An 18,604-nucleotide genomic window follows, 5' to 3' on the forward strand; every position below is an offset into this window, starting at 1 on the left:
AGGCCCCGGTGGGCGAGCTGGTCCTGGAAAGCTTGGGCAAGAAGTACGGCGAGGTGACCGCCGTCAAGGACGTGAGCCTCAGCATCCACGACGGCGAGTTCGTGGTGTTCCTGGGGCCCTCGGGCTGCGGGAAGACCACCACCCTGCGCATGATCGCCGGCCTCGAGGAGATCACGAGCGGCAGCATCCACCTCGACGGCCGCCGCCTGAACGACATCCTCCCCGGCGAGCGCGACATCGCCATGGTCTTCCAGAACTACGCCCTCTACCCCCACATGACCGTGTTCAAGAACATGGCCTTCGGCCTGAAGATGCGGAAGGTCCCCAAGGGGGAGATCGGCGAGCGCGTGGCGCGCGCGGCGGACATCCTCGGCATCCAGCACTTGCTCCACCGCTACCCGCGCCAGCTCTCGGGCGGCCAGCGCCAGCGCGTGGCCGTGGGCCGGGCCATCGTGCGCGACCCCAGGGTCTTCCTCTTCGACGAGCCCCTCTCGAACCTCGACGCCAAGCTGCGCGTCCAGACCCGGGTCGAGCTCCTGAAGCTCCACCGCCAGCTCTCGGCCACCTCGGTCTACGTGACCCACGACCAGGTGGAGGCCATGACGATGGGGGACCGCATCGTCGTCATGCTCGACGGCAGCGTCCAGCAGGTGGGCCCGCCGATGGAGGTCTACCAGAACCCGGCCAACGTCTTCGTCGCGGGCTTCATCGGGAGCCCCGCGATGAACTTCCTGCCGGTGCGGGTGGCGCCGGAGGGAGGGGGGGACGGCCTCTGGCTGGAGGGGAAGGGCTTCCGGCTCCCCGCGCCCCCGGGGCGGGAGGCCCGGCTCGCGGCCCTGCGCGGCAAGGACCTCACCCTGGGCGTGCGCCCCGAGGACCTGCTCCTGCGCCCGGCGGGCCCCGAGGGGAACGTCCTGCGCGCCACGATCGAGATCGTCGAGGCGGTGGGCTCGGACATCTTCCTCGACCTGAACCTCGCGGGCCAGACCTTCACCGCCCGCGTCGAGGCCACCGCCGACGTGAAGGCGGGCCAGGAGGTCATCCTCCACCCCAACCCCGGCCGGGTCCACCTGTTCGACCCGGAGAGCGGGAAGAACCTGGGCTGATTCGTTTCATTGGCAGCGAACGCGTTGGCTTGTCATTCTGAGCGACCGCAGGGAGCGAAGAATCTCGGTTTTCATCCCACAAACAACAAAGCAACTGCCGAACCGAGATGCTTCGCTTCGCTCAGCATGACAACCATCGGATGTTCAGCAAATTCTCATCCCCTACTCGCACCCCGGCCACTTCGTCCGCAGCTCCGGCGTCGCCCCCTCGTAGGCGTGGGCGATGGAGAGGAGGCGCGCCTCGCTCCACTCCGGGCCCGCGATCTGCAGCGAGAGCGGGAGGCCCTCCCCGCTGAAGCCCATGGGCACGGCCAGGGCCGGGACGCCGGCCAGGTTGAAGCCGCTCTGGAAGGGCCGGTGGATCCAGGTGGCCTCCACCTCCTTCCCGTTCAGGCGCGCCTTGAGGTTCGAGATGGGCGCGGCCGCCACGGGCATGGTCGGCAGGATGAGCGCGTCCACCCCCTTGAAGAAGGCGGCCACCTCGCGGCGCAGGAGCTCCCGCTCCCGCATGGCGCGCACGTACTCGTCCGTGGTGATCTTGAGGGACCACTCGATGCGCTCGCGCACGTCCCGGCCGTAGCCCTCCGGGTTCTTGGCGTAGAAGGGCCGGTGGAACTCGCCATACTCGGGGCCCGAGATGGGCCGGAAGGCGTCCTGCATGCGCTTGCCGTGGGCGAAGGGCACCGTCTCGACCCGGGCGCCCAGCCCCTCGAAGACCCGGACCGCCTCGTTGAAGGCGCGCTCCACCTCGGCGTCCAGCTCGGCCCCCGCGTAGAAGCCGGGGCTGAGCGCGATCCGAAGCCCCCGCACCCCGCGATCGAGGTCCGCCGCGTAGTCCGGCACGGGGGCGTCGCGCGAGGCCGGGTCGCGCGGGTCGTAGCCCGCCAGGGCCTGGAGCATGAGGGCGGCGTCGCGCGCCGAGCGCGCCATGGGGCCCACGTGGTCGAAGGTCATGGCGTTCGGGCATACCCCGGTGAGGCTCACCCGGCCGTGGGTGGGCTTCAAGCCCACCACCCCGCACAGGGCGGCCGGCTGGCGGATGGAGCCGCCCGTGTCCGATCCCAGCGCGAGGGGGACGAGCCCCGCCGCGAGGGCGCCGGCCGAGCCCCCGCTCGATCCCCCGGTGATGCGGTCGAGCTTCCAGGGGTTGTGCGCGGGGCCGTAATGCGGGTTCACGGTGGTGGGCGCCGAGGCGAACTCGTGGGTGTGGGCCTTGCCGATCAGGACGGCGCCCGCGAGCCGCATGCGGACGATGCAGTCCGCGTCCGCCGCGGGCACGTTGTCGCGGAAGAAGCTCGAGCCGTGGGTGGTGCGGACCCCGGCCGTGTCGATGATGTCCTTGGCCGCGTAGGGGAGGCCGTGAAGGGGCCCCCGCCAGCGCCCGGCCGCGATCTCGCGCTCGGCGCGCCGCGCCTCCTCCAGGGCGCTCTCCCCGGTGACGGTCAAGAAGGCGTTGAGCCTGGGATTCAGGGCCTCGATGCGGCGCAGGTGCGCCTCCGCCACCTCGACGGGCGAGACCTCGCGCCTCCGGATGCGGAGGGAGAGCTCGTGGGCACTCAGCTGGCAGAGCGGTTCGTTCATCGTCTTTTCTCCTTCCTTCCGCGCCGGGGGCGCAGGGACCGCCTGTACCCAATGGGGGCGGGAGGCCACGCTGTCCAGGAGCGTCCTCGGCTCCCAGCCCGGGGGCGCCAAGCCGTCCTCCACCAGGAACTGGTAGTAGAGCCGGAGGCCTTCCTCCTCCTCGGGCCCGATGTCGTAGCGGATGCTCTCGGTGAGGTAGCGCCGGGCCCGCTCCGGGGAGAGGAAGGGGTGCGTCCCCGCCGCCTGGGCGAGGATCTCCTCCATCCGGGCGAGGCCGTCCGCCTTGGCCTCCTGAAGGAGCCTGACCTCCTCCGGCCCGCCCGCCCCCGGCCGGAACATCCAGAGCGCGTAGACGAAGGGCTTGCGGGTGAAGGCCGTCCACTCGTCCCCGAGGTCGAGGACGTAGAGCTCCCCCGGCGGCTCGCGCAGGGCGTTGTCCCCGATCAAGAGGAAGGCGTCGACCGACGGGTCCTCGCGCGGGGGCCTGAGGGGGTCCACCGGCACAAACTCGGGCTCCGCCCCCCAGCGGCGCTTGAGGAGGACGCGCGCCAGGTTCGAGCCCGCGAGGGACCACGAGTCCAGCCCCACCCGCCGGAGGGCGTCCGCGGGCTTGCGGCAGTAGAGCTGGATGCTCTCGACCGGCCCCCGGCTGGCGATGCCCACGCCTGGGACATAGCGGGAGCCGGGCGCGTGGAAGAGCGCGAAGGAGGAGACGAGGGCGCCCTCCAGGCTCCCCTCGCGGAGCATCTCGTTCAGCATCGAGGGCGGATGGACGGAGAGCGACACGTCCTCCCGGCCCTCGAGGGCGAGGGTCAAGGGCCTGGTGTTGAGGTAGGGAACGTCGCCGAGCCGGAGGGTCATTTCCAGCGCCCCGGGGGCGGCCCCGTCAGGCGAGAACCGCCCATCGGTCTCCTTCGCGGACCACCTCGCGGTAGAGCGTGTCCCGCTCCACGGGCTCGCGGCCCGCCTCTCGTATGAGGCGGCGGATGTCTTCCACGCCCAGGCGCTGCGGCGTCTGGGCGCCGGCCATGTGGTAGATCTTCTCCTGCACCACCGTGCCGTCGATGTCGTCCACCCCGTAGCCCTGGCTGATCTGGGCGATGGCCACGCCGACCATGATCCAGTACGCCTTGATGTGCGGGATGTTGTCGAGGAGGAGACGCGCGGCGGCGTAGTTCCGGAGGTCCGCCAGGCCTCCCGCGGCGGGCACCTCGGCCATCTGGGTGTTGTCGGGGTGGAAGGAGAGCGGGATGAAGGCGGTGAAGCCGCCCGTCTCGTCCTGGAGGGCGCGCAGCCTCAGCATGTGATCCACCCGGTCGGCGTCCGTTTCCACATGGCCATAGAGCATGGTGCAGGTGCTCCTGAGGCCCATGCCGTGCGCGATGCGGTGGACCTCGAGCCAGTCCTCGGCCGGCTGCTTGCCCTTGCAGATCCTGGAGCGGGTGGGCTCGGCGAAGATCTCGGCCCCGCCCCCGGTGAGGGAGCCCAGGCCCGCCTCGACGAGGGCCCGGAGGGTCTCCTCGACGCTCAGCCCGGCGATGCGGTCGGCCAGCCAGCGGACCTCGGTGGCGGTGAAGCACTTGAGGTGGAGCTGGGGGTGGATGCGCTTGATGCCCCGGATCATCTCCAGGTAGTACTCGAACGGGAGGTCAGGGTGGAGCCCGCCGACCATGTGGAACTCGGTGCGGCCCCGGCCCAGCTCCTCGGCCATCCTGAAGATCTCGTCCAGGGAGTACTCGTAGGCGTCCTTCTGGCCCTCCTTCTTGCCGAACGCGCAGAACTTGCACGCCTTCCAGAGGACGCAGATGTTCGAGTAGTTGATGTGGCTGTTGACGTTGTAGTAGGTGCGGTCCCCGTGCAGGCGCTCGCGGGCGAGGTTGGCCATGAAGCCCACGGCGTTGATGTCGGGCGCGGCGTAGAGGCGCAGGCCGTCCTCGAAGGAGAGGCGCTCGCCCGCCTCCACCTTCCCGAAGATGTCCGCCAGCCCTCCCCGGCGCAGCCGCCGGACCATGAAAGTATCGGCCACCATCATTTCGCCCCGGATTGTCCGAATATCCGCCTCGTCCAGGCCCGAGTGTGATCCGGCCGGAGGCGGCGTGTCAACGGATCACGGCCCCGGGAAGGCCTCGGGCGGCTTGCCGGGGCCCGGCCCCTTGCGGTCCTTGCGGCGGCGGCGCGGGCCCGGGCGCCAGAGGCCCTCGCGCTGGCCCAGGTCCTCCTCGTCCTTCTTGGGCTCGTCCCGGTAGGCGGGCCCTTTCTCGAAGGCCATCCGGCCGAAGATGTTGCGCAGCGCCCCGAGGCCCGGGGCCTCCTTGCGCTCCTTGCGTTCTTTCTCCCGGTCCTCGCCGGGAGGCGTCTTCTCGTCCTTGGGATTCCCGGTCATGGGCTCTCCCCCGGCGGCGCGGCCTCGACGGCCCGGATGAGGGCGGGGTCCTCGGGCGTCACCCGGGTTGGGAACCACCCCCGCGGCTCGCCGTCCGGGCCGATCAGGTATTTGTGGAAGTTCCAGCGGGGCGCGGCCCGCCTCACTTCTCCTCCCCGAGGAGCGGCTGGGAGGGGTCCTCGTACTCCGGGCCGAACACGTTGATCAGGGCGGGGGACATGAGCCGGAATTCGGGCGATACGGAGGCGACCTCGCTCAGGCGGCCGAAGACGTAGATGTCCTTGTCGGCGGAGAGCTCCAGCACGGTGGGCGAGATCCACTTCCCGGTGAACGAGGCCCCGGCCTTCCCGCTCCGGATGGAGATGTCCTTGTAGCGCCCCCTCAGCCGCTCGGCGTCGGCCGGGGCGTACTCCATCGAGACGGCGAAGCCCGTCACCCGCACCCCGTTCGACTGGGCCATGATGGTCTCCCGGTCCAGGTCCTTCCGCAGGAGGCTGCCGGCGGGAACTTCCTTGAGCCTCCCGCCGAAGGCACCCTCCGCCAGGCGGTCCACCGCCCACCCCCGCACCCGCACGGTCACCCTGTCCGTCTTGTCGAGGGCGGCCTCGAACTCGGTATCCATCGGCTGGAGCGGGTTCATCAGGAGCTGGGTCGGGAAGAGCCGCACCAGGGTGAAGCGCCCCTCCTTGCAGGGCGCCGCCTGGGCCGCCTCGACGGGCGCCGGACCCGAGCCCTTGGCCTCGGCCGAGGACCACCGCAGGCGGTAGGTGCCCACGTTGGTGCGGCGCCAGATGGAGCCCGGCCCGGCCTGATCCGAGGGCCCGTAGAACACGCCGCCCTCCAGGACCTCGCCCGCCCCGCAGCGGATGAGCACCTCCTGCCAGGACGCCTTGGCCTGCTGGTACCGGCACCCCGAAACCGCGAGCAACAGCGCGAGAACCGCCACGGCCGAAACCGACCTGCCCTTTCGCATGGAGACCATCCTCATCTGGGTTCGCATGGACAAAGGGCCGCCGCGCGCACGCGGCTTCAGCGGACGGCCACCGGAGAGCGCATCATAGCATCTTGGTCGCGGGGAATCCCCCCGTCCCCTACCCCACCTGCCACCGCTCCCCGATGGCCATGATCTTGATGTTGTCCATCGAGCCCCCGCGCTCTTGGACCGCGCGGGCGAGGGCCTGGGGGGGATCGCCGATGGGCTCGTCGGTCAGGTCGAAGACGCCCCAGTGCATGGGGATCATCCAGCGGGCCCTGAGGTCGAGGAAGGCCTCGTAGCCCTCGGCGGGGTTCATGTGGGGGTAGCGCATCATCCAGCGGGGCTCGTAGGCCCCGATGCTGAGCATGGCGGCGTCGATGGAGCCGAACCGGCGCGCGAACTCGGCGAAGCCCTGGAAGTAGCCGCTGTCCCCGGAGAAGAAGTAGCGCCGCTCGCCCGAGTCCAGCATCCAGGCGCACCAGAGGGTGGCGTCGCGGCCCTGGCCGATGCGGTTCGACCAGTGCTGGGCGGGGAGGCAGGTGAGGGTCCAGCGGCCGTGGCGGGCGCTCTGCCACCAGTCGAGCTCGGTCACCCGCCGGGGGCCGTGCGAGCGGACGTACTCCCCCAGCCCCATCGGGACGTACCAGGCCACGCTCCGCGGCAGCCGCTCCAGGGTGAAGGTGTCGAGGTGGTCGTAGTGGTTGTGGGAGAGGACGGCGAGGGCGCCGCCGGGGATCTTCCCGAGGGGCACGCCGGGGGCGTGGTGCCTCCCGTAGAGGAGGGAGCGGGGGCCGAAGTGGGGGTCGGTCAGGAGGGTGTCGGGGCCGTCCTTGATGACGAAGGTACAGTGGCCCACCGAGGTGATGGAGGCGGAGGACTCGGGCCGGGCGAGGTAGTCTCCCGGGTTCTCCACCACGGGCACCGGCGGGGGCGTGCGGCGCGCCTCGGCGAACTCGTTGCGGTAGAGGAGCTTCCACTTGAGGAGGTTGACCCGGCTGTGGCGGGAGGGCCACCAGGGGTTGAACCACGCCCCCGGCCCCCCGTGGGGCCAGTAGAGCGCCTCGGGCTCCCGGGAGAGGAGCCCCACCGCCCGGGGGGCGTCCGGCTCGGGGGGCGTCAGCCCCAGGTTCAGGCGGGCGCAGCCGCTCCCGATGCCGGCCGCGGCGAGGGCGAAGAGTCCCGCTCGCATGAGAAAGTTCCGCCTCCTCATCCGGTCCTCCTGATCCTCCAGCCTAGCCATTCCAATGGCGCCCCGCCACCGGGGGTTTCCCCACGCCTCCGCGCCCGGATCGGTGATAGAATTCCGCTTCGCCCCGGAGCCGCGGGCCCCGGGCTCCGCCTTCGCGCGCCGCCGGGAACCGCGCATGTCCTCCGCCGCCTGGACTCTCCGGCCGCTCATCGCCGCGGCTCTCCTCTGCCTCTCCCTCGCGGCCTCCCCCGCCCGGGCGCAGATCCCCGGGACGGCGCCCTCGCCCGAGCGCCCCCCGGAGGACTACATCCGCGGCTACGCCGCCGCCGTGCTCGAGCGCGAGTTCGGCATCCGGGACGCCCGGATCGGCCTCAAGGAGGGCGCGATCACCATCCGGGTGCGTCCCCTCCCGCCCGAGGAGCGGAGCCGCCTCCTCCGGGCCCTGCGCTCCCTGCCGGGGGTCGAGCGGGCCGAGGTGGTGGAGGAGCACGCCGCCCCGCTCCCGCCCCTGGACGCCCCCGAGACGGCCCGGCACGAGTTCCTCCCGCGGAGCGACCTCTTCGCCCCCCTCATCGCCGACCCGCGCTGGCCGCACTTCTCGCTGGGCTACCAGTTCTACTTCAACGACCAGGCCTTCCAGAACGTCTTCGCCCCGAGCTTCGGCGAGACCATCCCCTTCTACCGCCTGCCCACCCCGGCCGGGCCGGTGCAGTTCGGGGTGCACGCGGCCGTCTTCCCCATCTTCGACCTGGACGCGGACTCCTTCGATCTGATCAACGCGGACTACTGGGTGGCCGGGGCGGCGGAGTACAAGCGGGGGCCATACTCGGCCCTCTTCCGGATTTTCCACCAGAGCTCCCACCTGGGGGACGAGTTCCTGCTGCGGACGCGCCGGGACGAGATCAACCGCGTCAACCTGAGCTACGAGGCGGCGGGCCTGCTGCTCTCGCGGGAGTTCTTCGAGAGGGCGCTGCGGCTCTACGCCGGGGCGGAGTACATCTTCCACCGCGATCCCCGGCGCCTGAAGCCCTGGACGCTCCAGTACGGCGCCGAGCTCTACAGCCCCGTCACCTACTTCGGCGGCTGGCTCCGCCCCGTGGCCGGGCTGGACATCAAGAACGCCCAGGAGGCCGGCTGGGACGCCAACCTCTCCCTCCGCGCCGGGGTGCAGGTCGAGCCGCCCCGCGAGCCGTCCGAGGTGCTGTCCGGCCTGCGGGAGCGGCGCATCCAGTTCATGCTCGAGTTCTTCACCGGCCGCTCCCCGAACGGCCAGTTCTACGACGAGACCTTCAAGTATCTGGGCGTGGGGATGCATTTGTATTTCTAGGCGAGGAAATCGACGCGGCCCGACATGCGGGCAATGAATGGAAAATCCGTAGGGGCGGGTTTGAAACCCGCCCCGGCGGAAAAAGCATAAGAAAAAGAGGTCATTCTGAGCGACCGAAGGGAGCGAAGAATCTACGTGTGCGGCCGCTGACGAAGATTCCTCGCGGGGCTCGGAAAGACAAGCTCCCCCTCACCCCACCGGCAGGACGAGCTTCCCCTGGACGTGGCCCTCCTCGAGCATGAGGTGCGCGCGCCCGATGTTCCGGGCGTTGAGCGGCCCCACCTCGGTGACCATCGGGGGCTTGAGGGCGCCCGTCTCCAGCCACTCGCGGATGTGGGCCAGGCTCTTCTGGTACTGGCCGAAGTAAGCGCGGCCGCCCCCGCGCACCGGGGTGCGCAGGAAGACGGCGTGGAAGGAGCACGACTTCCAGAAGATCCCCTCGGGCTGGGTGGTGAAGAACTGGGGGATGGGGTTGTCCGGGTCCGAGGCGATGGAGCAGACGTGGCCCCAGTAGTCCACCACCCGCATGCACACCCGCTTCATGTCCCGCCCCACGAGGTCCACCGCCACCTTGACGCGCCGGCCCCCGTTCGCCGCCTGCACCTTGGCGGCGGCCTCCTCGACCGACAAGCCGCTGTAGCGGACGATGTGCCGGTCCTCGAGGCCCAACTTCTCGCGCAGGTAGGCCGCGCTCTTCTCGCCGCCCGCAGTGGCGAGGACGGGCGCGGCCCCCAGGATGCGGAGCATCTGCACCGCCATGGTGCCCACCCCGCCCGAGGCCCCGGCCACGAAGGCGGATTCCCCCCGCTCGAAGCGCGCCTTCATCACCACCGCCTCGTAGGCCGTGAGGGCGGTCAGGGGCACCGCCGCCGCCTCGGCGAAGGAGAGCCTCCGGGGCTTGGGCGCCACGAACTCCTGGGGGACGCAGGCCAGCTCGGCGTAGCCGTTCCCCCCGTCGTCCCCGAAGCGGGGGAGGTAGGCCATCACCTCGTCCCCGGCCTTGAAGGCGCCCGCGCCCTTGCCGGCGCCGTCCACCACCCCCGCCACGTCCCGCCCGAGGATGAGAGGGGTCTTCCCCTCGTTCCCGCCCCGGCGGGCCTTGAAGTCGGTCGGGTTCACCGAGGCCGCCTTGACCCGGATGCGCACCTCCCCCTCCCCGGGCGAGGGATCGGGCCACTCCATGTCCGCCAGGTTCTCCACCCCGCCGAATTCCTTCAGCACCACCGCGCGCATGGGACTATCCCTCACCACGCATTCCAAGGCTGCACAGGTACTCCGATGGCTTCGAAATGCCTGATGTTTTGCGTCACCACCGTTGCTTCAAGGCTAATCGCAAGAGCACCTAGCAAAACGTCAAAGTCAATCCTGTCTTCCTTGGACAAGGGATGACCACGCCTCCGCAAGTCCGCCCAAATTTCCGCACCCCGCCGCCAGTCTGCCCAGGATAGTTCTTGCACTCCCAAGACTTGAGCGAAATCCTCCAGGAATTGCACTTCTTCTGTCGCGTCTATGTGTAACAGACCTCGGAGGGTTTCATACAGAGCAGGGGCAGAAACATAAACGTCCTCGCCTCTCTCAAGTGCAGCTTGGAGACGCTCCTTCGCTTGACGAACAACTTGATCCTTCTTTTCGACTAGTTCACTAAGCGCCGAGGTATCAAGCAGAAACGGCATAAGGCGGCTCTACACCTATTCCCGAAAAGACAATGAACGACCTTCCGCGATAACCTGTCTGAACTTTTCCCATTTTTCTTCCGGAACCCGGCTGGGTTTCGAGAACCATTGTTCCAAGAGTTCGATGGCCTTTAGATTTTTCGGAGGAATGGCACGGGCCGTTACACTGATCTCCTCTTCCTCCCGTCCGTGTTTTGGAAAAAAAGGCTCATACCCTGCCGCATACGCGCTTGGTACCCGAGGCGGAAGAACAAATGCCTCCACGACGGCACTCTCACCGACGCTCACCGCGCTTGCGGAGCATGTGTTAAACTCTGGCGCGTCATATGGAAGATCGGACAAATGACGGCGGGGTATTTGCCCAGGCAACTCAAGAACCACAGGCATTACGATTCCTCCACGCCGAAACGCTCACGCAATTTATTGCCAATGATTGACTCATAAACCTCGATAATTCTCGAGTGCGCTTCTTCAAGAACTATCCCAACGTTTTTCTCTGCGGGTGATTCCATCCGATTGAAGGCAATGTGATCCAAATCTACGATATTGGCAATCTGTCCTTTTTCCGCAGGCTCTGTATGCGTTGCAACGGTCAGATGAAGCCGCGTCTCCATATAGGGAGACAGTTCTACTCGAACTAGAAATGGACCTGGCTCCTGATATACCCCGCCGGGCAAGTAAGACGACTTCGCGAAAAACCGGTCAAATTTAAATTCCGCTTCGGGCAAGACAATGCGGTTAATATATCGTAGCCCGGTGCGCACAATCGCTTTCGGTTGAATCACCGAAATGTAGTCTTTGAGTCTTGCCAAAATGAGCGGCTTGAATTTTTTCCACCCTGGATATTTGGGAAGAAGGTTGACGGCTAATAGGTTCTTGGAGATTTGTACTAATGCGGTTTTATCCTTGCGATGGAATCGCATTCGGATTCCGACCTCTCGGAACTGCTGGTCAATCCTCCCAGGTTTAGTCTGGAAACCCATTTCCAACCCGTGAAGCTCTTTCGCCTCCGGAAATTCGTCTTTGATCCTCTCGTGGAAAAGCCCAAAAAAAGTGGCATTCCATTTAAGGCCCTCCTCGAAGTGAATTTCGCAGAGGGCCTCGGCGATGGGAGGATTCTTATAGCGCTTCTCTGTGCTCATGAGTCCTCGCTTAAGAGCCAAGCTAGTTCTCGCCTTATCTTCTCACTCCCTGAATAGAATACTGGCCAAAACAAACAAGAGCAACAACTGCTCCCCCCTCACACCATCCACGCCCCGCCGGCGAGCATGAGGCCCTGGCCGGTGACGTTGCGGCTCTCGTCGCTGGCGAGGTAGACCGCCATGTGGCCCACGTCGTCGGGGGTCTGCTCCCGGCCGAGGGGGACGGCCGACTTCACGAAGGCGTCGAACACCTCGCGGGGCGCCTTGTCGCTGTCCAGCCCCATGATCACCCCGTGGCCCTTCTCCCAGAGGTCGGTCCACAGCAGGCCCGGGTTGATGGCGTTCACGTTCACGCCGTGCTTCGCCATCTCCTTGGCGAGGCTCATGGTGAAGCTCATGCAGGCGGCCTTCGAAGCGCAGTAGTGGGGCACGTTCTCGTTCGCCCGGCGCGCCGCCATGGAGGCGATGTTGATGATCTTGCCGTAGCGCCGCTCCCGCATGTGGGGGGCGACGGCCCGGCACATCAAGAAGACGCCCACCGTGTTCACGGCGAAGACCTCGTTCCACTCTTCCAGCGTGAGCCGGTCGATGGGGTTCCCCATCAGCCTCGAGGCCCGCCCGTGGCAGTTCACCAGGATGTCCACGCGGCCCAGGCGGCCGAGGGCGGTTTTCACGGCGCGCGCGACGTCCGCCTCCTTCGTGACGTCCACCCCGATGGCGAAGGCGTCCTTCCCCCCGTCGGCCACCCCGCGCTTGGCCACCTCCTCGGTCACGTCCATGACGCAGACCCGGGCGCCCTCCCGGGCGAACGCCCGGATGATTCCCCGCCCGATGCCCCCTCCGCCCCCCGTCACGATGGCCGTCTTGTCCTTCAAGCGCATGGATGAGCCCCCCGGGAAGACATGGATGATCGCTTCGAGGGGCGAATCTTAAGCCCCGGGGGCGGGGGCGTCCACGGCGGGGCGGGCATAGCGGCGGGATGAATGTAGAGGCGAACCTCGCGTTCGCCCCCGCGGACCAGTTCCCCCGCCCGTCATTTCCGCGCCTGAGCATGAAGGTGCGCGAAATTGCGCGAAATTGCGGTAGCGGGCGGCGCGGCCGGAGGGGGTATGTTGGATTGGGGGCGCGGGTCCGGTTTTCCCCCCTCTCCCTTTGGGAGAGGGGGAATTCCAAACCGGGCACATGGGTGGCAGGCGATTCTGGATGGCCGGTAAGGCCCGTCGCGGATAGTCGCGGATATTGAGGGGTATTGAGGGATAAAGCCCATGTTTTCACCCGGGAGGAGAAAGCGGGGGCGGGACGTGAGTAACGGCTAGTAACGCTTATTGAGGGATAAAGAGGGGATAAAGCCCCGTTTTTCCCGCTGGTCTTACCGCGCCCGGAGGGGGGCGAGGGCGCTCAGGGCGAAGAGGAGGGCGGCGGCGAGCACCACCGAGGGCCCGGCCGGGGTGTCCCACCGCAGGGAGGCGGCCAGGCCCCCCGCCACCGCCAAGAGCCCGAGCAGGCTGGCGAGCAGGGCCATCTGCTCGGGGGTGCGGGCCAGCCGCCTCGCCGCCGCCGCGGGGATGATGAGGAGGGAGGTGATGAGGAGCACCCCCACGATCTTCATGGCGATGGCCACCGCGAGGGCGATGAGCCCCATGAAGAGGAACCGCACGCGCAGGGCGGGCACCCCCTCGGCCTGGGCCAGCTCCTCGTGGACGGTCAGGGCCAGGAGATCCCGCCAGAGCCAGGCGAGGCCGGCGAGCACCACCGCCCCGCCTCCCCAGATCCAGGCGAGGTCTCCGGGGGTCACGGCGAGGATGTCGCCGAAGAGGTAGCCCATGAGATCGGCCCGAAGGCGCTCCATCAGGCTCACCGCCACCAGGCCCGCCGCGAGGGCGGTGTGGGCGAGGATGCCCAGCGCCGTGTCCGAGGCCAGGCCGTCCGGGCGCTGGAGGAGGACCAGGAGGAGCGCGAGGACGAGGCACACCGCCAGGCTCCCCACCCTGAGGTCCAGCCCCAGCAGGAAGCCCAGCGCCACCCCCAGCAGCGCGCTGTGGGCGAGGGCGTCGCCGAAGTAGGCCATCCGCCGCCACACCACGAAGCAGCCGAGCGGCCCCGCCACCAGGGCCGCCGCCGCCCCGCCCAGGAGCCCGCGCAGGAGGAAGTCCTCGGTCCACATGCTAATGGGAAGCCCTCCCCGCGCCCGCCGCCCGGGAAAGAAACGTGATTTTCCCCTCTCCCCCCGGGAGAGGGGCGGAGAGCCCCCAGCGGCGCAACGCTGGGGGCGAGCCGGGGTGAGGGGCATCCCAAGCGGCTCGCCGCTCGGGGACCCCGGGGTGAGGGAAGATTCCGGCGGGCACAGCATTTTCCCTCACCCCCGTCCCCTCTCCCTCCTCCCGAGCCGGCGGGCCGGTTCGGGGACCCGGAACGACGGAGAGAGGGGTGACGCGGAACACGCCGGAGCCGGTTTTCTGAATTACTTGGACCCCCTTCATCGCTGGCGGTTCCACATGCTAGTGCCCGCCCCCCCCGTGATGGTGCCCGTGGAGCCCGTGATGGCCGCGGGGCGGCTGCGGCCGATCCTCCACGCCGGTGGGCTCCCGGGCGGGGCCGTTCGGGCGCAGGGGGACCACCTCCCCCTCGGGGCCGTGCCGGTGGTCGTGGGCGTGGGTGTAGACGGCGAGGTTCCGCGCCGCCTGGGGGCCGAAGAGGGCGAGGTACTCCGGGTGGGCGCTCACGTCCTCGGGCCGGCCGTGGCAGCAGATGTGGCGGTTGAGGCACACCACGCGATCCGTCGAGGCCATCACCACGTGGAGGTCGTGGGAGACCATGAGGATGCCGCACCCCCGCTCGCCGCGGATGCGGGAGATGAGGCCGTACATCTCGAGCTGGCCCGTCACGTCCACGTTCTGGACGGGCTCGTCGAGCACGAGGAGGTGGGGGCCGCGCAGGAGCGCCCGGGCGAGCAGCACGCGCTGCATCTCGCCCCCCGAGAGGGCGTGGACGGAGCGGTCCATGAGGTACGCGGCGCCCGTCTCATCGAGGGCGCGGGAGGCCTCTCTCTCCGGGACGGGGCGGGGGAGGCTCAGAAGGCGCCGCACGGTGAGGGGAAGGATGGGGTCCACCGCGACGCGCTGGGGGAGGTAGCCGACCACCAGCCCCGGCTTGCGGCGCACCGAGCCCTCCGCCGGGGGGAGGAGGCCCAGCAGGGCGCGGATGAGGGTGGTCTTCCCCGCTCCGTTGGGGCCGATGAGGGAGACGACCTCCCCCGGGTGCACGGCCAGATCGATGCGATGGAGGATGGACTGCCCGCCGAGGCGGACCCCCACCCCCCGGGCCTCGACCAGGGGCTCATCGCGGGGCCGGGCCTCAGCGCGCATCGGCTTGCGCCTTCTCGCGGCAGGCGGGGCAGCGTCCCTGCACCTCGATGACCGGGGTCTCCACCTCGAAGCCCGCCCGGGCCGCCGCCTCCCCGATGGCCCCCTCGATGCGCGGCTCGTCCATCTCGGCGACGGCGCCGCATCCCCGGCAGATGAGGAACTGGGCCATGTGGGGGTTGTCCGGGACGCCGCAGCCCACGAAGGCGTTCACGCTGCTCAGGCGGTGGACGAAGCCCTGCGCGATCAGGAAGTCGAGGGCGCGGTACACCGTGGCCGGGGCACCGCCGCGCCGGCCCCCGGGATCCATCCGGGCGAGGATGTCGTACGCCCCGACGGGGGCGTGGCTCCCCCAGACGAGCTCCAGGACGCGCCGGCGGATGGCGGTGAGCCGGGCCCCCCGCCGGGCGCAGAGCTCCGAGGCGCGCTCCAGGGCGTCGGCCACGCAGGCGGCGTGGTCGTGCCCGCTTTCGGGAAACTGCACCTGGGATTCGCCAGCCATTTCTCCCCTCTTGCTAATCCAAAATGATATGTTATATCATTAGTGACTGAACTGCTACGTTATCTTATCACCATTTGGAGGACTTTCCATGCGCATCCGCCCGCCCGCCTGGCTCGGGGCCGCCTGCCTGAGCCTTTTTTTCCATCCGGCCGCCGCCCCGGCGGCGCCCCGGGTGGTCGTCACCATCAGCCCCATCCACTCCCTCGCCGCCTCGGTGATGGAGGGGGCGGCCTCCCCCCGCCTCCTGATCCCGGGGACGGCCTCGCCGCACAACTACACCCTCAAGCCCTCGGACGCCCAGGCGCTCGCCCAGGCCCAGCTCATCATCTGGGTGGGGGAAGAGATCGAGCCCATCCTGGAGAAGCCCCTCAAGGCCCTGGGGAAGAAGGCGCGCGTGCTGGAACTCTCCAAGGCTCCGGGGATCACCCTCCTGGACGCGCGCGAGGGCGGGGTCTGGGAGGGGCACGGGCACGAGGAAAAGGAAAAGGGCCACGCCCAGGACGAAACGAAGCGCGGCCACGACGAGCAGGAGAAGAAAGAAGCCGGAAAGAAGGAGGAGCGACACGAGGAAAAAGACATGCACATCTGGCTGAGCCCGGCCAACGCCAAGCGGATCGCCCGCGCCATGGCCCAAGCCCTCGGTGAGATCGATCCCGGCAACGCCCCCGCCTACCGCGCCAACGCGGAGAGGCTCGCGGCGGGGATCGACGCCCTCGACGCCGAGCTGCGGGAACAGTTGAAGCCCGTCCGGGGCAAGCCCTACATCGTCTTCCACGACGCCTACCAGTACTTCGAGCGGCACTACGGCCTCTCCCCCGCGGGCTCGATCTCGGCCTCCTCGGCCCACGCGCCGGGGGCCAAGCGGCTCTACGAGATCCGCAAGAAGATCGTCGAGTCGAAGGCCGGCTGCGTCTTCCGGGAGCCCCAGTTCCCCTCCCGGCTGGTGGAGACGGTGGTGAGCGGCACCCCGGCCAAGATCGGGGTGCTCGACCCGGACGGCGGGGCCACGATTCCTCCGGGGCCGGGGGCTTACTTCCGGCTCATGCGCAACCTGGCCGGCTCCCTGCGCGCCTGCCTTCTTTCGGAGAACTAGGAGCTGAAAGGGATTTCCGGCCCGGCGGAGGCGCGCTATAATCGGGGCGGTTCCACCTGTCCGTGTTCAATGGGACGCCGCGCCGCCGCAGGGTTCGACCCGCTCATGACGCTCCGCTGCTTGCGCCTTCTGCTGCTCGCCGCCGCCCTCGTGGCGTGGCCGCCCTCGCCCGCCCTGCCCCATCCCCACGTCTGGATCACGAACGGCACCACCTTCCTCTTCCAGGACGGGAAGCTCGCCGGGGTGCGGCTTGAGTGGGCCTTCGACGAGCTCTTCAGCGACACCCTGGTGCGCGAGTTCGACGAGAACAAGAACGGCAAGCTCGACCCGGCCGAGGTCCAGCAGATCCAGAAGGAAACCTTCCCCTACCTCCAGAAGTTCCACTTCTTCGCCCACATCATGCTTGGCCAGAAGAAGGCGCCCGTGACCGAGGTGCACGAGTTCTCGGCCGAGGCCCGCAAGGACGGCGTGCGCTACCGCCTGACGGTGCGGCTCCCGGAGCCGGTGGACCCCCGGAAGACCCCCGTGACGGTCAACGTCTTCGACGAGACCTACTACGTGGACTTCATCCACGAGAAGAAGGACCCGGTGCGCATCGAGGGGGCCCCGGCCGGGACGTGCACCTACCGGATGGGGAGGAGCATCCTCTCCGTCGTCTCGGGCTGGAACATGATGGTCCCCACCCCGATCCATCTGGAATGCCCCGCGCGATGACGCGGCTCCGGCGGGGGGCAATCCTCGCCCTCCTCGCCCTTCTCCTCGCCCTGCCGGGCGCGGCCGGGGCGGCCAACCCCTTCGGCCGCCCGGCGCAGCCTCCCCCGGCGGGGGCTCCCGCGCCCGGGGGCCAAGCTCCCGCGCCCGAGCGGAGCATGGCTCCCTCGGGCTTCTTCGCGCCGGTGACCTACTTCATGCTGAGCCTCCAGCGCGAGATGACGCGGAGCATCTCCCGCCAGCTTCGGGCCATCCGCGACGGGGAGCCGGGCGGGGCGCTCTTCTTCGCGGCCGTCATGGGTCTCCTCTACGGCTCGCTCCACACCCTGGGGCCCGGGCACGGGAAGTTCGTCGTGATGACCTACTTCCTCTCGCGCGACGCCAAGCCCTGGCGCGGCTTCCTGATGGGGGGCCAGATCGCGCTCTTCCACGTGCTCTCGGCCATCGCGCTCCTCTGGATGGTGGACCTCGTCGCCCGGAAGGCCTTCGGCATGCCCGCCGGGGAGATACGGGCCGTCCAGCAGGCGAGCTACGCCTCCATCGCCCTGATCGGACTCTACATGGCGGGCCGCGCCCTCCGCTCCCTCATGCGGAACGGGGAGGGACATCGCCACGATGGGCACGATCACGGCCACGAGCATGGGCACTCCCACAGCCTGGGGCAGGAGGGCCTCCTCTCCCTCTTCGTGGGCCTCGTCCCCTGCACGGGGGCGATCCTGGTGATGCTCTACGCGCTCGCGAACAACATCGTGCTGGCCGGCATCGTGGTGGTCGCGGCCATCGGAGCCGGGATGGCCCTCACCATGGCGGGGATCGGCCTCCTCGGGATGGTGGCGAGGAGCCTCGTCCTCTCGCGCCTGGAGGGAAGCCCCGGGCGCGGCCGCTGGGCGGCGGGGGCCGTCCAGCTCGCGGGCGGCGCGGCCATCACCGCCATCGGCGCGGCCTATTTCCTCTCCTCCCTCTGAGATACCCCCCCGATTTCTTGTCCCCGGCGGAGAGCCGGTGGTATTCTCTGTCTCGCGCCGGCGCGGCCCGGAGGCGGGCTGCCGGGACTCCCTGAATGGAGAGACACATGCCCCTCATCAAGATGACGAAAGGCTCCATCGACATCGGCATCGTCGTGAAGGACCTGGACCGGGCGGCCAAGTTCTACGGGGAGGTCCTGGGCTTCCCCCAGGTGCGGGAGCTGGAAGTCTCCAAGGAGAAGGCGGCTCAGGCGGGCTGCGCCTCGGGCCGCTTCCGCTTCAAGGCCTTCCAGGCCGGCGAGGTGCAGCTCAAGCTGGCCCAGGCGGACGCGAACCCCGCCCCGGGCGGCGGGAAGGTGGACGGCGCCACGGGCTACCGCTACATCACCTTCATGGTGGAGAGCGTCGGGGAAACCCTCAAGAGCCTCCAGGCCGCGGGGGTCAAGCCCGCGGGCGAGATCACCGAGGTCGTGCCGGGGCGCTTCATCCTCTTCTTCCAGGACCCGGACGGCAACATGCTGGAGTGCGTGGGGCCGAAGTAGGCCCTTCCTCCATGGCGAAGCCCAGAACGCAGCCGCCGCCCGCCGCCGAACC

General features: G+C 69.0%; 20 protein-coding genes. 6 read left to right on the forward strand and 14 right to left on the reverse strand.

Going from position 1 to position 18,604, the window contains the following annotated elements:
* Window positions 1–8: 8 nt before the first annotated feature.
* A complete protein-coding gene (ugpC, locus tag HYZ11_17215; GenBank protein MBI3129352.1) occupies window positions 9–1,106 on the forward strand; it encodes a sn-glycerol-3-phosphate ABC transporter ATP-binding protein UgpC in 1,098 nt (365 codons plus the stop codon).
* A 162-nt stretch (window positions 1,107–1,268) separates the two neighbouring features.
* Here the strand turns inward: ugpC and gatA are convergent, their stop codons facing one another.
* From gatA to HYZ11_17245, 6 genes are all read right to left on the reverse strand, one after another.
* The gene (gene gatA, locus HYZ11_17220) at window positions 1,269–3,548 is read right to left on the reverse strand and encodes an Asp-tRNA(Asn)/Glu-tRNA(Gln) amidotransferase subunit GatA (GenBank protein MBI3129353.1); all 2,280 of its coding nucleotides are present in this window, start codon (window positions 3,546–3,548) and stop codon (window positions 1,269–1,271) included.
* Between the two features lie 25 nt (window positions 3,549–3,573).
* Window positions 3,574–4,698 carry an aminofutalosine synthase MqnE gene (mqnE, locus tag HYZ11_17225; GenBank protein ID MBI3129354.1) on the reverse strand — a complete coding sequence of 375 codons (1,125 nt, stop codon included), beginning with the start codon at window positions 4,696–4,698 and terminating at the stop codon, window positions 3,574–3,576.
* Between the two features lie 96 nt (window positions 4,699–4,794).
* Window positions 4,795–5,070: a hypothetical protein gene (locus tag HYZ11_17230; protein ID MBI3129355.1), complete on the reverse strand. Its 276-nt coding sequence runs from the start codon at window positions 5,068–5,070 to the stop codon at window positions 4,795–4,797.
* Window positions 5,067–5,216, reverse strand: a complete 150-nt coding sequence (locus HYZ11_17235) for a hypothetical protein (protein ID MBI3129356.1) — start codon at window positions 5,214–5,216, stop codon at window positions 5,067–5,069. The genes HYZ11_17230 and HYZ11_17235 overlap by 4 nt, the downstream gene beginning before the upstream one ends.
* Window positions 5,213–6,043, reverse strand: a complete 831-nt coding sequence (locus HYZ11_17240) for a hypothetical protein (GenBank protein MBI3129357.1) — start codon at window positions 6,041–6,043, stop codon at window positions 5,213–5,215. Before HYZ11_17240 ends, HYZ11_17235 begins: the two co-directional genes overlap by 4 nt.
* Window positions 6,044–6,161: 118 nt before the next feature.
* On the reverse strand, window positions 6,162–7,235 hold the full coding sequence (locus HYZ11_17245; GenBank protein MBI3129358.1) for an MBL fold metallo-hydrolase: 1,074 nt from the start codon (window positions 7,233–7,235) through the stop codon (window positions 6,162–6,164).
* Window positions 7,236–7,410: 175 nt separating this feature from the next.
* On the opposite strand from HYZ11_17245, the gene HYZ11_17250 reads away from it, so the two are divergent.
* Window positions 7,411–8,562 carry a DUF1207 domain-containing protein gene (locus HYZ11_17250; GenBank protein MBI3129359.1) on the forward strand — a complete coding sequence of 384 codons (1,152 nt, stop codon included), beginning with the start codon at window positions 7,411–7,413 and terminating at the stop codon, window positions 8,560–8,562.
* A 189-nt stretch (window positions 8,563–8,751) separates the two neighbouring features.
* Here the strand turns inward: HYZ11_17250 and HYZ11_17255 are convergent, their stop codons facing one another.
* From HYZ11_17255 to HYZ11_17290, 8 genes are all read right to left on the reverse strand, one after another.
* On the reverse strand, window positions 8,752–9,795 hold the full coding sequence (locus HYZ11_17255; GenBank protein ID MBI3129360.1) for an NADP-dependent oxidoreductase: 1,044 nt from the start codon (window positions 9,793–9,795) through the stop codon (window positions 8,752–8,754).
* A gap of 11 nt (window positions 9,796–9,806) precedes the next feature.
* The gene (locus tag HYZ11_17260; GenBank protein MBI3129361.1) at window positions 9,807–10,235 is read right to left on the reverse strand and encodes a PIN domain-containing protein; all 429 of its coding nucleotides are present in this window, start codon (window positions 10,233–10,235) and stop codon (window positions 9,807–9,809) included.
* A 15-nt stretch (window positions 10,236–10,250) separates the two neighbouring features.
* A complete protein-coding gene (locus HYZ11_17265; protein ID MBI3129362.1) occupies window positions 10,251–10,622 on the reverse strand; it encodes a hypothetical protein in 372 nt (123 codons plus the stop codon).
* Window positions 10,622–11,377 (reverse strand): TIGR04255 family protein, encoded by a 756-nt coding sequence (locus HYZ11_17270; protein ID MBI3129363.1) that lies wholly within the window; start codon window positions 11,375–11,377, stop codon window positions 10,622–10,624. Before HYZ11_17270 ends, HYZ11_17265 begins: the two co-directional genes overlap by 1 nt.
* Window positions 11,378–11,475: 98 nt before the next feature.
* A complete protein-coding gene (locus tag HYZ11_17275) occupies window positions 11,476–12,258 on the reverse strand; it encodes an SDR family oxidoreductase (protein ID MBI3129364.1) in 783 nt (260 codons plus the stop codon).
* A gap of 488 nt (window positions 12,259–12,746) precedes the next feature.
* The gene (gene znuB / locus HYZ11_17280) at window positions 12,747–13,541 is read right to left on the reverse strand and encodes a zinc ABC transporter permease subunit ZnuB (GenBank protein ID MBI3129365.1); all 795 of its coding nucleotides are present in this window, start codon (window positions 13,539–13,541) and stop codon (window positions 12,747–12,749) included.
* A 334-nt stretch (window positions 13,542–13,875) separates the two neighbouring features.
* The gene (locus tag HYZ11_17285; GenBank protein ID MBI3129366.1) at window positions 13,876–14,742 is read right to left on the reverse strand and encodes a metal ABC transporter ATP-binding protein; all 867 of its coding nucleotides are present in this window, start codon (window positions 14,740–14,742) and stop codon (window positions 13,876–13,878) included.
* Entirely contained in the window at window positions 14,732–15,241 is a 510-nt protein-coding gene (locus HYZ11_17290; protein ID MBI3129367.1) for a transcriptional repressor, read from the reverse strand. Before HYZ11_17290 ends, HYZ11_17285 begins: the two co-directional genes overlap by 11 nt.
* A gap of 88 nt (window positions 15,242–15,329) precedes the next feature.
* On the opposite strand from HYZ11_17290, the gene HYZ11_17295 reads away from it, so the two are divergent.
* From HYZ11_17295 to HYZ11_17310, 4 genes are all read left to right on the forward strand, one after another.
* Window positions 15,330–16,334: a zinc ABC transporter substrate-binding protein gene (locus tag HYZ11_17295; protein MBI3129368.1), complete on the forward strand. Its 1,005-nt coding sequence runs from the start codon at window positions 15,330–15,332 to the stop codon at window positions 16,332–16,334.
* Window positions 16,335–16,454: 120 nt separating this feature from the next.
* Window positions 16,455–17,048 (forward strand): DUF1007 family protein, encoded by a 594-nt coding sequence (locus HYZ11_17300; GenBank protein ID MBI3129369.1) that lies wholly within the window; start codon window positions 16,455–16,457, stop codon window positions 17,046–17,048.
* A complete protein-coding gene (locus HYZ11_17305) occupies window positions 17,045–18,010 on the forward strand; it encodes a hypothetical protein (GenBank protein ID MBI3129370.1) in 966 nt (321 codons plus the stop codon). The genes HYZ11_17300 and HYZ11_17305 overlap by 4 nt, the downstream gene beginning before the upstream one ends.
* Window positions 18,011–18,117: 107 nt before the next feature.
* A complete protein-coding gene (locus HYZ11_17310; protein MBI3129371.1) occupies window positions 18,118–18,552 on the forward strand; it encodes a VOC family protein in 435 nt (144 codons plus the stop codon).
* The last annotated feature ends 52 nt before the right edge of the window (window positions 18,553–18,604 follow it).

The organism is Candidatus Tectomicrobia bacterium, assembly GCA_016192135.1.
In the GTDB taxonomy this organism is placed as follows: Bacteria; UBA8248; UBA8248; order UBA8248; family UBA8248; genus 2-12-FULL-69-37.